The organism is Cupriavidus basilensis, assembly GCF_000832305.1.
Lineage (GTDB): Bacteria > Pseudomonadota > Gammaproteobacteria > Burkholderiales > Burkholderiaceae > Cupriavidus > Cupriavidus basilensis_F.
In genome coordinates this window covers 3,801,370-3,815,234 of sequence record NZ_CP010537.1, presented here as the reverse complement: position 1 = coordinate 3,815,234, position 13,865 = coordinate 3,801,370, and the positions used below count along the sequence as shown (strand labels likewise).

8 protein-coding genes and 1 pseudogene are annotated in these 13,865 nt (G+C 56.7%); 7 read left to right on the top strand and 2 right to left on the bottom strand.

Features of this window, described 5'->3' with window-relative positions; genetic code table 11:
* Nucleotides 1-282: 282 nt before the first annotated feature.
* Both RR42_RS37215 and RR42_RS40340 read right to left on the bottom strand, forming a co-directional pair.
* Complete coding sequence (locus tag RR42_RS37215) at nt 283-2,040, bottom strand: hypothetical protein (protein ID WP_043357414.1); 1,758 nt, start codon at nt 2,038-2,040, stop codon at nt 283-285.
* Nucleotides 2,041-2,054: 14 nt separating this feature from the next.
* Complete coding sequence (locus RR42_RS40340; RefSeq protein ID WP_144410064.1) at nt 2,055-4,586, bottom strand: hypothetical protein; 2,532 nt, start codon at nt 4,584-4,586, stop codon at nt 2,055-2,057.
* Between the two features lie 533 nt (nt 4,587-5,119).
* On the opposite strand from RR42_RS40340, the gene RR42_RS39350 reads away from it, so the two are divergent.
* The 7 genes and pseudogenes from RR42_RS39350 (at nt 5,120) to RR42_RS38065 (ending at nt 13,417) form a co-directional block, all read left to right on the top strand.
* Nucleotides 5,120-5,743, top strand: a complete 624-nt coding sequence (locus tag RR42_RS39350; protein ID WP_330218534.1) for a DUF429 domain-containing protein — start codon at nt 5,120-5,122, stop codon at nt 5,741-5,743.
* 634 nt (nt 5,744-6,377) lie between these two features.
* A complete protein-coding gene (locus RR42_RS37200) occupies nt 6,378-7,817 on the top strand; it encodes a hypothetical protein (RefSeq protein ID WP_052495220.1) in 1,440 nt (479 codons plus the stop codon).
* Entirely contained in the window at nt 7,817-8,623 is an 807-nt protein-coding gene (locus RR42_RS37195; protein WP_043357409.1) for a hypothetical protein, read from the top strand. The genes RR42_RS37200 and RR42_RS37195 overlap by 1 nt, the downstream gene beginning before the upstream one ends.
* 2 nt (nt 8,624-8,625) lie before the next feature.
* A complete protein-coding gene (locus RR42_RS37190; protein WP_052495219.1) occupies nt 8,626-10,485 on the top strand; it encodes a hypothetical protein in 1,860 nt (619 codons plus the stop codon).
* A 9-nt stretch (nt 10,486-10,494) separates the two neighbouring features.
* Nucleotides 10,495-11,709 carry a hypothetical protein gene (locus RR42_RS37185; protein ID WP_043357407.1) on the top strand — a complete coding sequence of 405 codons (1,215 nt, stop codon included), beginning with the start codon at nt 10,495-10,497 and terminating at the stop codon, nt 11,707-11,709.
* A gap of 211 nt (nt 11,710-11,920) precedes the next feature.
* A pseudogene (locus RR42_RS41930) lies at nt 11,921-12,172 on the top strand (hypothetical protein); the annotation flags it as partial.
* Between the two features lie 30 nt (nt 12,173-12,202).
* Nucleotides 12,203-13,417, top strand: coding sequence for a hypothetical protein (locus RR42_RS38065; protein ID WP_052495218.1), 1,215 nt, complete (start codon nt 12,203-12,205; stop codon nt 13,415-13,417).
* Nucleotides 13,418-13,865 lie beyond the last annotated feature (448 nt).

The following is a 13,865-nucleotide window of genomic DNA, read 5'->3' as shown; positions in this document are numbered from 1 at the left end:
AGGTGGCGGCGAATTGGGGGGCTGTCGGGTCCAGGTTCGGGATGCGAAGTATGCATATCGCCAACTTTTTTGCCAGATATGCTGCAAATGTTGAGCAGCACTGCCGAGTGCACTGAACTGTGGCTACTAGCTCGTCACCGCCCACCGGGGGACCATTGCAGTTGTGGTAGCAGGCGGCGAGCGTCAGGCCAGGGTGTTTTTGATTTGTTGCGGCATATGCTCGGTGAGGCTGCCGCTTCCAGAGGGATGCCGTCCCGAGCATACCGAGCGACCCCTTGCATTTCAGAGAATTCCACGGTCTGGAACATGCTGCGCTGCGCGTCTTTCGCCCTCCGCAGTCAATCGAAATTCCTTGCGTCCTTTCTCTTTCTGTAAGAGCAGTCCTATTTGTGTCATGAAATAGAGCGCGTGCAAGAGCACGTCTTCCAGCACAAAGGGTTTAGATAGCGCTTCTCGTCGATTCAGTCCGGGCTCCAGTCCATAGTCACCAACGAGGATACGATAGCGGTCCTTCGGCGTTTTGCGCGCGTTGATGTCGTCCTCTGTTCGTTCTCGTACGACATCGAAATGCAAGTTAATCACGTAGTCCCGGGCGATAGTGGCCACAAACTCGGCTGGCGAGGCTTTCGAAAACTCATCAGTTAGCACCTTGAGTAGAGCGAAGCTTAGGCGGTCCCCGTGCTCATCCAAGCTTTCCGCGGGAAGGTAGTGGGCTTCCACGGCACACCAAAGTAGCGCGTACAGCGCGCCACCTGCTGCCAGTCCTTCTTTTCCAGAGGATTGCGTAAAGGTGGAGAGCCGCTTAAGTTCCGCTAGGTTGGAGCGGATGTCGAGGTCCGTACTTGAGGCACCTGCAACATACAGGGACGGTATTTGCCCTTTGGCTGGAAAATTTGTCGTCAGCAACTCCTCAATCGAGACACCTTGTTGTCCGGGAAAGTTTGACTTAGCTAGTTCTCCGACTTTTTGAGCGATATCCCCAATGTCACGGCTCGCCCATACCCGATTGCCGGTCTCATCCAGGGCATAGTTTTTTGTGACCGCGTGGCGAATTTGGTGCTCGCATACCCTGAACAAGGTTTCCAACGCGAGCTTCAGGTACTGGCGAACTTGCAGGCTCTGCCATAGCCGCCGGGTTTCTACCAAATCACTCGTCGTAAGCGAGGTGCCGTCGCTGGCCAAGCCACGGGCCATTGCATGGCGGATGTGGTCGACATCGATAAATCGATTCTGAGCCGGGGTAATGGATTGCTCCGCTGCAATCGCACGCAGTGCAAGCGTTAATCCGAGATACCGCTGCACCGTTTCTCGGGACGTCAACGGGCCGAGCGACCCGGGAAAGTACTGTGCGGCGAACGCCGACTGTTCTACCTTTGTCGGCGCATCGAGTCGCAAGACTTCATAAAGCTCGTCAACCTTTGAGGCGCTAGCTTCAACTTTGTGCGGGTCCCTTAGCCAGCTCAACGCTTGAGGGAGGGTGGCAACAAGGTGGCCTTCAAACGCTGCGGCAAGGACTGCGCCCGCTTCTGAAGTGCGATACACGCCTTCCAAGTGCTCATCCCTAATGAGGAACCCGAGCCCGTTCGTGGCGCTTGGGGCATACTCATCAGGGGCAAGAAGTGTCGCGCCATCTTTTGTTTCGGAATCTTCATCTTCAGCCAAAAGCTTATACGCAGCTTTCGTCGGCATGCCTGCAAAAGAGAGTGTCCCTGGTTCATCATCAGCCGGCCATACGCGTTGACTGCCCGGCAACGTAGGGACCTTCCGGCGCGTGTTGCCCCATACTAGGAGAAGCTGTATTTTCTGGAGGCCCGATTCAAATGCCGCTTTGATGTCCTCGTCAGTGGAATCGTCGGAAAGCGTGTTCCAGATTTGTTCCACCATCCAGCAAAGCGCCGAGTACACGCGGATATACCGAGCTCTATTGTTGATGCCCGGGAAGACTTGGCGGTACAGCGAAGTGTTGGCCGTTGCCAGGCCAAGCGGGTCCGGGCTTTGACTGGCAACGGGGAAGGGGACGTAGTGAGGGGTGTCGAACATGGCTAGAGCAGTAATCAGGCCGTCAGATAGCCATACAGGGAGGTCGGCACGTGTGCTGCCGTCAAACTCTCTTTGGTGGGTCCAGAAAAAACAGGTTTATTGCACCCCGGAGCATGTAGTGCTACGCCGTCCCGTGCAATGATTGCAACGACGTCAACAGAACCCAGCTTATGGTTACAGGCAGGGCACCCGGTTTCCTCGTTAATGGGGCTGACGTCGGGACCGATGACTCCAAAGAGCCGGCGGGTCTTTCCTGTACGCAGTTGGCTCTTATGTATCTGCGTAAGGTGTTTCCGAATGTTCTCGTATCGCTTCAAGGGCTCATCCAAGCAGGGTTCAGTGCTGCACACTGAAGCAATCACTGTTTCCAGTTCTCGACCGCGGGCCTGGGTAACCCCCAATTCAAGGGACTTCTCCAGCACTTGGGTGCAAATGTCAGCCTGGAGTGTGTCAAAGGCATCTGTTTGCAGCGCCTGGTCAACGAGGTCAAGCCATTCATCAGCATTCACCTTGCGCTGCGCCAGCACCTCAACATCCTGTATCAATCGCGAGAGGTCGGCGGACGCTCCACTAAAGTAGGCGGCAGTCGCGGCCATTCCGCAAAACAGTTGCATGAGCCGACTGCGGCTCTCGGCGCTATAGCTGAAGTGGCTGTAATCGGATAACCACCGCCGGATGTAGGTCGCAGCCTCTTCCAGCGTAAGAGCTTTATCGGCGGTTATTCGAGCCAACAGGTCGCCGGCGGAAAGTGCAATCAAGGCAGGCATCCATAGTCCTGACGCGTCAATGGCCAGCACGACGGGCAATGTCTTCAACATCTCCGCCATCGGATTTTTGGCCTCTTTATTCTTTGGCCCCTTACTGGGAGGGTTATCGTTGGGGGGGGCCGCGGTCGGGGTGTTTTGCGTGGATGTTTTTGCCTGCCCGGCTGACGATTGTCGGGCTGAAGTCCGACTGGGGGCTCCGCGGGCTTCGCGTAAGCTAACAAAGGCTGCAGCCAGCGCTTGCTGTGCCGTCTCGGGGGATTGACCTAAGTCACCCCGGTCACCGTGGGACCACCTGTCGTAGGAGCGAGGCCCAGGAGAAGTTGGCGCGGTCAAGGGACGCGTCGAGGTAGTTCGATAAACTTGAGCGGCGGACTGTGCCCGCTCCTTTTCACGCCGAAGGATACGTCGGAATCGCTCGTACACTTTTCGGAGGTCGGCCGGTGTTGCCGTGCCTGCGACCACCTTGGCTGCGATGCGACCCAGCACTTTGTCACCAGGTGGAATGACGAGTTCGCTCTCCACGTTAAGCCAGCCCACAGCTCGAACGTTGTCGGCGATTAGCTTCAGTCGCAAGGCACGGTCTGTGGCGCAGTTGAGTGTTACGGCGACGCTGAACCGACCCTCCGCATCGAGCTCAACCCCTTCTAGGGTGAGTTCTTTCTTGCTTTTTGACCAAACCTCTAGTCGTGCCACTCGCACATCTGCGTTAGGTGATAGTGCTCCATCCAGCATATCGTCGCGCAATGACACCTGCAAGGAAGATGCCAAAGCGCTCGATGGGTCCACCTCATACTCGCAAGGAACGAACTCGGCGGGTTCGCCCGCTATCCATGCGAAAGGTGATGTGGCTAGTTTCCGCACTAACGCCACTTCTACATTGCGAGTGTCACACAGACTTTGCCAGGTTGCATTGACCGACCCTGTCATCACCAGATATTCCGAGGGACCTTCGAGCTCAAAGCACTTAGCGTGGACATGCCTGGCAGCGTGGGAGGTGTCCGGTGTGACGTACGTCAGATTCTCTGGCAGACACGGTGCGGCTATGTCAAAGGGAGCCAATAGCCGACTGGTGCCGCGCTCTACCTGAAGGCCAATTCGCACGGCCTCGGCTCGACACATGTTGGCAATGGACGCGATGGCTTTCCCAGAGCGCGTATGGAACGGGGAGAGGACCGTGAGCCGGCGAACAGCGCCAAGCTCTGATTTAACGAGTTTCTCGAGTTGGTCCTGCGCCGATGTGGCCAATGTGTGGACCAGCCAGGCTGTTCTCGGCGATGTTCGACCTTCCGCTGGAGCAAGGGATGCAACATGGCGTGCCCGTTGCGCATAGTGCTGCAGCACAGAAACAGTCTCGCTAGCCAAGTCCGGACGCTGGGCAAGAGCTTCGGCGAAGGAGGCGAATTCCTCAAAAACGTAAGGGTGCTGGCGGGCGCTGACCGCGTCAATCACCTCCAGATTTCCACCTTGGCCGGGGAAGGTCAGGTTCCCACTGCCGACAACGAGCGTGTCAGTCTCTTCCCCTTGCAGATATGCAATTTTGGGGTGAAAGAAGCCGCCTTTGTTGTATATGGGGACTACGCGGTAGGCATTGCCAGCATAAGCACTGGATGTTTCGTTGCCCAACTTGCAGGCTTCGCGGGAATCCACGAACAGGTCGATTTGGTCACAACCTTCCATTTTAAGAACGGGTAGGCAGAATGACTCAAACCAGTTCAGGCTCAGGGTAAAGGTTGTGAACAGGACTCGCTCTGGCTGCACTGCTTTGAGCAATTCGGTCAAACGTGGCTGCATGCATACCCTCGGAAGCTATTGTTGGTCCCGTTCTTTGCCCGATATCTTAAGGGAATTTTTCGTGACGCGTGTCGATGAGCAGTGGGTCGAGGCTAGCGCGTCCTCCGAGGATGGGTGATGTCGGTCTCTACACCGCTCCCTCATATCAGAATAGCTGTATGTAACTCTGAGTTGGGCAAGCTTTTCGGTCAACATTCCTTTTGCTGCTGGTTGTCGCGAGGCGACGCGAGCTCGATGGGCATCACATATGGACTCAGCGGAATCTCTGACTTCGCGTAAACAGACTGACTTCCAGCGTTTGACCCAACGAAGGCGACCGACGAAGAAAAAGCATGTCCTCAACTGTCCTCGGGCCAAACTGAACGGCCGTTTCTATCTTGGATTCACAGTCCAGAGCTAGCTTAGCATGCGTGGAAACTGAAACTTCCTGCATAGACACCTATCAGGATGTATCCTTCATACTCATGATTCCCTTGCAAGGCAGAAGATAGCTATGACTGTACTCAGCACGGTGGCTGGAATTGACATTGATTGGAGGGAACAGGAAAGGATGCCACCTTGTCATTTTGCGAGGCAACGACATCCTATGCAGCATCAACAGCAGAGCGCCGGAGGGCTTAGTCCAAAAGTGCATTGAGTTTGATGCCATTGCTATCGGGATTGACTCGCCTTGTCGGTGGGGAATCGAGGGATTTGGCCGTCGCGCCGAAAGAGAGCTCGCACAGGAGCGAATCTTTTCCTTCTCGACCCCTCCACGAGATAGAGCCAAGTCCAACGCCAGCGGGTTTTATGGCTGGATGTTCAATGGGGAGCGGGTCTACCACGCGTTCGCTCCAACCTACCCGCTCCTTAGCGACAAGGACTATGCCAAGGGAAGGGTCAGCTTTGAGACATTTCCCCATGCCATAACCTGCGCCATGCTTGGTAGGGATGTCGCCTCTGCAAAGGAAAAGCGTTCTCAACGCCGACAACTGCTTGAAAAAGCGCGGATTGCCACCAACGCATTGAAATCGATTGACGCCGTGGATGCGGCTCTTTGTGCGTTGACAGCAAGATATCTGCTAGCAGGACGGACGCACGCTTACGGCGATGCTGAAGGCGGATACATTCGCGTTCCGCGCCCAGGCCTCATCTTTACTTGTTGATATGCATGCGGGCCTGGCCGCATTTGCGGCCCCGGTGCCCCGGTTTGGGGCCAAAAGGTACGCTACGGGACGTGGGCGTCAAGCGGATTTCTCTGAGGGGAACGCTGACGCCTCCAGTCAGCTTGCTCCTTCTCCAAACCAGTGATGCACGACACGTGATTCAATCCGTTAATAGCAGTCGTTTGGCCTACCCGTCTTGCCGCATAAATTCGCGCCGCTGACTGTGTTGCAGTCTTCGAGCGCTCCTCAAGGATTATCTCTGAGTGCCCCCCTCTTTCGAGGGGCTACTAGGTCCGCACTGAGTGCGTCACCTTTCGGCAATTGGGCCCAAGGCGCCGCGTCATTAGACTGCTGAATGGCATCTTTGGCCTTTAGCAATCTCAGGCATCACCGAGGTTGCTACCTGAGCCAATGAGCAATCAGATTGGATTTATGTTGCGGTAAAGGTCCATTCTTTGTCTGATACATCCGTACGGCCTGCGTTTTGTCATCTCACTACGAAACCAGTCGTCACGAAAAGTGCAAAATACGCTCTAAAACCGGTCCTCGATAGGTAGAATGCAATAAGGAAAGCGTTACCGGGGTACAGAAGCGGCGGTCAACGCGTGGAAGAACATTAAAAAACGGGTTCTGCATGGGTCTGCTGGAGCGGCTATGGGACTGGCTCACATCGTCAGGGTCGGGTAAACCCCGAAAGGGTCACCCAGACCTCTACCCCCTGGAGGTAGACAAGCTTGCCAAGGAGCTTCGCCTTGTCGACGAAGCTAAGCGCCTTGGCGAGGCGGGGCTGCCCGCTTGCGACGCAACGCTCATCTCAGGACCGGAGGCCGCCGTAGTGCAGCGCGTGGAGAAGGCGCGGCAAGACTACGTTGACTGGGCAGCGCTGCGGCTCAATGTTCTCAGTCAAGACTTGGGCCGTCGCAACATCACTCAGGACGTAAATCGGGCGCGCCAAGCCGACAAAGAGTTTGAGCGTAAGGCGAGCACGCTTCTGACTGAACAAGACAGTATCCTCCGGACGTTGGGCGAGACCGCCAGGAAGCGCAAAGCAGAACTTGACGCGTTTCGCACTGAGCATGGACTGACTCGTGAGGCTCACTTCCCATCTGGGACCCGGACTTACCTCCTATACGCAGTCCTTTTCCTGCTCGTCGGAGTAGAGGGTGTCCTCAACGCTAGATTCTTCGCACAAGGGTTGGACTCAGGGCTCCTCGGGGGTTTTGCCGAGGCCGCCATCATGGCGGCAATCAATGTCGCCGTCGCGTTCTTGCTAGGCAAGTTCGCGATTCGTTACGTGAATCACAGGAGCGCAGCTCTCAAGACCTTGGGGCTGGCTGCTCTTGCTTTCTCATTCTTTGTTATGGCTTGCGTCGGGATGGGTATCGCGCACTACCGCGACAGCCTCACGGCAGAGGTTGCCAATCCGGCGAAGGCCGCCCTCGACGCGTTCATTGAACATCCTCTCCACCTTCGGGACTTCTTCTCGTGGGCGCTGTTTGCCATCAGCATGGTTTTTGGCATCGCCTCGTTGTTTGACGGGCTCTTCAGCGAGGACCTCTACCCTGGCTACGGGTCCATCTCGCGCCGCACTCAGACTGCCGTGGAGGACCATGAAGACGAACTCAATACGTTGCGCATCGACCTCGAAGAGTTGAAGAACGAAGAATTGAAGGCGCTTGACAAGACGCTTGAACGCGCCCAAGCAGATGTTGCGGTTTTTGAGTCGCTCATCAAAGACAAGCTGATGACGGGCTCGAGACTGTCAACAGCCCTCCGCGATGCGGATAACTCACTGGACGCACTTCTTCGAAAGTTCCGAACCGAGAACGAGCTCCATCGCAAGGGGCTGCAGCGACCCGTGTACTTCGACAGGCAGCCCGACCTGAGGCCGATTCGGACACCAGACTTCAGCACAGCCGCTGACGAAGCTGGGCTGCGAGAACAGCGGGTGTTGGTCAACGCCCTTCTGGCAGAAGTGCAGGAAATCCGAGCCCGCATCCAGGCTGCCTTCACTCAACACTTCGACCGGCTCAAGCCGCTTGGTACCCACTTCCCGGCCAAGGAGATTGCGTAATGGCGCAGCTAGGAAGGCGTGCACGACAACGCCGCACGCAGGAACTTGTCCTTGGAACGCTTTTCCTAATAGCGGTCGTAGCTGGCTTGGTCGGTGTCGGCTACTATATGATGAGTCGTCCGAAGGGCCTGAATCCCGAGACGATGTGCCCTGCCGACGGACCTGTCGGTCACTATGTCTTGCTGGTCGACAAGACCGACCCGCTCAATTTCACCCAGAAGCAGGCCTTCTCCGTCATCCTCCAAGAGCTGGTGGAGAAACGGATTCCGGAGGGCTACCTCCTGTCAGTGTTTGTCCTTAGCGAGGACTTCAAGGAAACTGCCGCGCCGCTGGTGGAGTTGTGTAATCCCGGTGACGGTTCGGGCAAGAGCGAACTCACGGCTAACCAGAAGAGGCTCAAGGCTCAGTATCGGTTGAAGTTCATCGAACCAGTGCTCAAGCAGTCCGAGTCGCTTGTGTCAACTCAGCCCGCAAAGTGGTCACCAATATTTGAAATGCTTCAGTTGGTGGGCATCAATGCCTATCACAAGTATGACGTGAAGGGCGAGCGTCGGCTCATCATCATGTCCGACATGCTGCACAACACGCCGCAGTTCACCATGTACAAGGGACCTGTCGACTACGCTGCATTCGCCGCGTCTGACTACGGCAAGAAGGCACAACTCGAACTCAGCGATGTGGAGGTTGAGTTGCACTACCTCATGAACAGCCCGCAACTTCAGACCAAGAGAAACCTGAAGTTCTGGGAGGACTACTTCGCCAAGGCAGGTGCTCGCATCGTGGCCGTCCGACCGCTGGAGGGCTAACTATGAAGAGCATCTTCGATATCCGTGTCCAGAAGCTGTTCCTTGTCACGCTCATTCTCAAGGTCGGGTCTTCTTTCCTGGGGTGGAAGCTGCGAGACCCATGGATTTTGGGCTTCACGGTTCCACTGCTTATCATGGGCGCTTACATCGCGCTTGGTTACTTCAGGCGCGAGAACGACTTAACGGACGAGAAGTTCGCTGACACGTGCTACTACCTCGGGTTCATCTTCACCATCACGTCTATCATCTTCAGCCTGTTCGACCTCCCGAATATCGGCACGAGGATTCAGGACATTGCCGTTCGATTCGGCGCGGCCATGGTCAGCACAGTTCTCGGCCTCGGTGTCCGCGTGTACTTAGTCAGCTTCAAGAAGGACGTAGCTGACGCAATCAAGGACGCGGAGGATGCGGTCCTTGACGCCACCCGCAAATTCACCGAGCAGCTGACCATCGCGTTGGAGCGTCTTCGCGATTTCGAGTCTCAGGTCGACACAGCCGCCAAGGCAAGCGTCGAGCGCGTTAACATGCAGGTCGAGAACCTGTCCAAGAACCACGCCGAAAAGCTCACCGCATTCTTTGCTGACCTGACAACAAGGAACCAAAACGCGTTCATGCAGGCTCTTGGAGGGGTCAAAGCGGCTAGTCAGCGCCTGTCTGACTCGGTTGATGGCTACTCCCAAGGCATGAGAGCGAATCTAGCGAGCATCGAGGCCAAGGTCGGGGCGTTCACCGATGCTGTCACGGATAGGCTCAAGACAACAACCTTCCCGGACGACTACTTCGCCCAGCATTTGAGCGACCCGCTGGCTCAGCTGAAGGCAAGCTCGACGGCGCTTGCTGGTGGTATCAAGGCCTCCTTTCACGAGGTCAACGAATCCACTGTCGTGCTGTCGGCCGCATTGAAAAAACTGAAAGACAAAGCCGGTGCAACCGAGGGCTCGCTTGAGACCGTACTCAAGCTGACCCAGCAACAGCAGGCAGTGCTTGACACCGCTCAGGGGCAGCTCACGGCGTTGGAGCAACTTGGCGCGACCCTCATCAAGTTCGACGAAACGTTGGCTAGCACGCTGGCTGGGGTTGCCGCGAGCAACAATGCCACGAATGAACTGTCTGCCCGAGTCGCTGGTGTGATTTCCGACGGCGCAGAGACACGACGCGCCGTTGAGTCAGGGCTGTCTGGGGTCATCGAGAAGTTGCATACTCAAGCTCAGGCCACCCAATCCGTAGCCGCGAAGATTGAGGCGAACGCGACCGCAACGAGAGCTGCTGCAGAAACTATCTCAAGTAAGTTGGCATCGAATACCATAGCAGCCGAAACCGCTTCCACCAACTTGGTGGCCGCAGCTGAAGCGTCACAGTCCGTAGTTGGAAAGCTGGAAAGCGTAGCTGTTGCCGATTTGAAGGCGGTTCAGACTCTCAGCACTCTGGGTCAGCACGCCACAACGGCTGTAGGCAGAGTTGACCAGGCCGTCGAGCAGCTGCAATCAATGGTTCGACAGCTCACTTCCCTGGACACGGCGTTGCGAGCTCAGAGCTCTGAGTTGCGTGACGTTGTGTCTCGAATTCAGGAGGTGAAGGTCGCGGTTGAAACTCCAGCGCCCTCCACGGTGGGTAGCCCGTTCCAGCATACGCCTGCTCTGCTCTCGGCTTTGAGTCTTCCGTCTCCTGCGGTTCCGTATTCTGCGTCGGCGGGCCAGGCAATTGCACAACCGCAAGTCCCGGTTAACGGTGCGAGCGCCTATTTAGCAGCTAGTGCCCCCAGTGCAGTCGGTTCGGTGCGACCGAACGGACCAGATTTCGGTGCGGAAGGGGCAATCAGTGCCTCTACCCAGTCCTTTCCGCCCAAAGCATCAGGAACTTGAGGACTTCGTGTGGCACAACGAAATGACCAAGTCTTCCAGCTATCGCTGACGGAGATTGCGTTTACCCTAACGTTTCTGCTGCTGCTCCTGCTTGGGTACCTGGTTTTCAAGGAGCAGAACGATAGGCTAGCCGCCGAGGCCGAGCTGGCGAAAGTACAGACGACGCAGCAAGCCAAGGCGGCGCTCGATGCCGCAAAGTCTTCGCTTGCAACCGCACTCCAAGGTGCAGGCACTCCGAATCCTGACGAAGTCATCACCAAGCTAATCGCGGCCGACCAGATTCGTGCTGAGCGTGACAGGCTGAAGCAGCAGGTTGAAGACCTCGACGCCAAGCTGACTGCCCTTACCGAGCTGAAGGAGCAGCTTGAACAGGCAGCCATGGCGAGCAGGCCAGACGTCACACGCGAGGAGGTCATGTCGGCCCTTGCGCTACAGGAGCAGGTGCGTAAGGCTGTAGAGCAAGCCAACGCAGTAGCAGCAAAGCTAGCAAGTACGGCTGCTAGCAAGCGTGATGCGAAGGCATCCGCACCTGCTAACCCCACAAGCGCCGCCTCGTCTGCAGGCGTCGAGTCCCTGGCGCAAGCAGCCTCTGCAACGGAAGGCAAGACTGCAACAGGGAAAGCCAGCCGTGACAAGCGAGCCATCGATATGGTCCGACAGGCCATCGCAACCACTGCTGAGCTTCGCATGCAACTCAAGGACAAGCTGGACCGAGACCTCAAGCCCGGGCAGGAAGCCCAGACAGTCCAGGAGGTGGTTGCAGCGGCAAAGGGTTTCGGTGACTTGGCGACGGGAGGCCGAAGCCCTGAAGCCATCAAGAAGGAGAACTCTGACCTACGCGGACAGGTTGCATTTCTGAAGAATCGGCTCGACGCCCGTGGCGGTCGGGACTTCCCACCATGTTGGGCCGATGAGAGCGGTAAGGTGGAGTTTCTGTTCTCCGTCGAAGTTCGCCCAGAGTCTGTGGTTGTCACACCAGCCTGGCCGCCGCGTCGGGAGGGTGTTGCGCGAGCACTCCCAGGCATCGATGGTGCGTTGGCCGGACCATATTCTTATCAAGCGTTCGCGAGCAAGATTCAAGGTGTCTACAACTGGAGCAAGGCCCAGGACCCCGAGTGCCGTCACTACGTTCAATTGAAGAGCTCGATTTCCGACGCCGTACAGTCCGACCGAGCTCGCCTCATGGTCGAGAACTACTTCTACAAAGTCGAGGCACGCCGATAGTGGAGCGCCCTCAACCTTCCCTGGACACTTGGTTCGGTGCTAAGCCAAGGCGGTCGACGTCCCCTCTCACAGCGCGATTCGAGGTCGACTGTACCGCTTGTCCTGTGCCAAGTTCTGACCCGATGCCAGCAGCGCAGCGCCGAAGCGGCCCGAAGCGATGGAGGCACCGACTAGCGGGTGGGCTACCCCATAAACTCTCTGCGCGTTTCACATGGCTGACGCTTTGTCCATAGGTTTGAGTCGCTCAAGCCTCCGGGTGCCATTCGGTCTTAGCAAGTCCGATGGTCGCTTGTATGAACCCAGAGACGTCTCTTTGGGGAAAGCTTGCGGATGCATTTGCCCCGGCTGCCGTGAACAGCTTTACGCCAAGCATTGTTGGGAAAGCAGCGTTGTCCCGCACTTTGCACACGCTCCTGGCACCGACTGCCGAAGCGGTTTTGAGAGCGCTGTTCATCTGGCAGCAAAGCAGCTGATTGATACTGAGCGCAAACTCTTGTTTCCCGCGCTCTTTGCCAAGTATGAGATTTATGACGCATTGGGTCGACTTCATGAACCGGTACAGCAGATAGTCTCGCTCGGAGAACGCGACCTCACTGACGTGCGTCTCGAGGAGCAGGTAGAGAATGTCCGGCCGGACCTATTGGTGACAGCAGAGGGGCTTGGGACGGTCATGGTCGAGGTGGCAGTCACCCACTTCGTCGACGCGACCAAACTTGATAAAGTAGCTGCCCTCGGCATACCTCTGCTTGAGATTGACCTGTCAGCACAGCGAACCGCGACATTCGAATCGCTACGCGAAGTCTTGTTCGCGGAGCACTCCTTAAAGCGATGGTTGTTCCATCCGGAGCTGAAAGAAACGGAGCGCAAACTTGAGGAGACGTTGTCCCCGATACTAGAGGTTGCCCGTGTGGAAGCAGATATGCTCCGGCAGAAAGACGCTGCCCTGGAAGCGGAACAGCAGGAGGCCCGGCGACATTTATTGAGCGAACTGCGAAAGGCTGAGCGAGAGAAGAAGTATCAGCAGCGAGTAGAGTTGGAGAGAGCTGCCCGCTTCAGAGGCCGACCAGAGCATGAAAAGAAGCAGATTATAGCGCGGCGCTTCGATAGAGCCGAGCTCCCTGGCAACCTTAGGGTTCGGGTGCGCGGCGCTCGGTCATTTGGGGTAATGGACCCCTTGCTCTGGCAGATGACGCTCTTCGGCGGTTTGATTGAGCGGCAAGTGGTTGAGGGGCGCGGCTGGGTAAAGAAAGACTATGCGGTCGGCTGGCTGAGCTACCGCTTTGCGACTACCCCTGAGTTTACTGACAGCGAGAAGATAGCGGTCTGGGATTACCTGGTGAGCTTATCTGACTCCGGGGCGCTTATCCGCAAGCACAAAGGTTACTTCCAAATTGCAGTATCTAGCTTGGCTGCGTATGAAACGCTACTTGCTGCACGGGGAACCTCCGGCAGACCATCCCAATTGGTTTGGGTCGACGAAGAGGCGTGGCCACCCAGAGAAATAGCTCAGCTGATTGCGGTAGCCCACGCGCGCAGCGACCTCCTCAGCGTGTCCTGGGATGCGTTAAGCACGCTCTTACCAAAAGCTAGACTACGAACTCCCGAGGAAATTTGCGCTCTTTATTCTCGTCGGGAGATGAGCGATGAGAGAGTCCTTGAGTATCTTATCTGTGCGGGGTTTTTGGTATCGAACCGGGTTGGAACCTAGATGAAGGTTCGGCTGTCGTTCTGCACAACGACGAATGAACGGACTTGAAACGCATCGTAACCTCGGCAAACTTGGCCGGCTGCTCCACCAACTCCGTGCCGCTAAAAGTCCCTGCGCAACACCTATCATAACGAAGCTCTCGCATCAAGTTACCCGCTTCTTGTGGGCAAAGCCTTTTCCAGGGGGCGCGTAAGCTTCGAGACTTTCCCCTATGCCATAACCTGCGCCGTGCTCGACAGGGACGTTGCATCGGCGAGACAACTATCGACACCAGGATGTTGAAGTCAATTGAGGCGGTCGATGCCGCTCTGTGTGCATTGACAGCAAGATTCCTGGTGGAAGGGAAGGCCTACCCGTACGGCGATGTCGAGGGCGGGTATATCTGGGTCCCTGCCACTACGGCCCTCGTTCAGCGGCGAGCCTCAGAACCTTCGCGCAAGTGATTCCA

Coding starts and splice junctions, on each gene's coding strand:
- RR42_RS37195 (WP_043357409.1), top strand. CDS start 7,817: ATGGCGCAGCTAGGAAGGCGTGCACGACAACGCCGCACGCAGGAACTT.
- RR42_RS37190 (WP_052495219.1), top strand. CDS start 8,626: ATGAAGAGCATCTTCGATATCCGTGTCCAGAAGCTGTTCCTTGTCACG.
- RR42_RS37215 (WP_043357414.1), bottom strand. CDS start 2,040: ATGTTCGACACCCCTCACTACGTCCCCTTCCCCGTTGCCAGTCAAAGC.
- RR42_RS37200 (WP_052495220.1), top strand. CDS start 6,378: ATGGGTCTGCTGGAGCGGCTATGGGACTGGCTCACATCGTCAGGGTCG.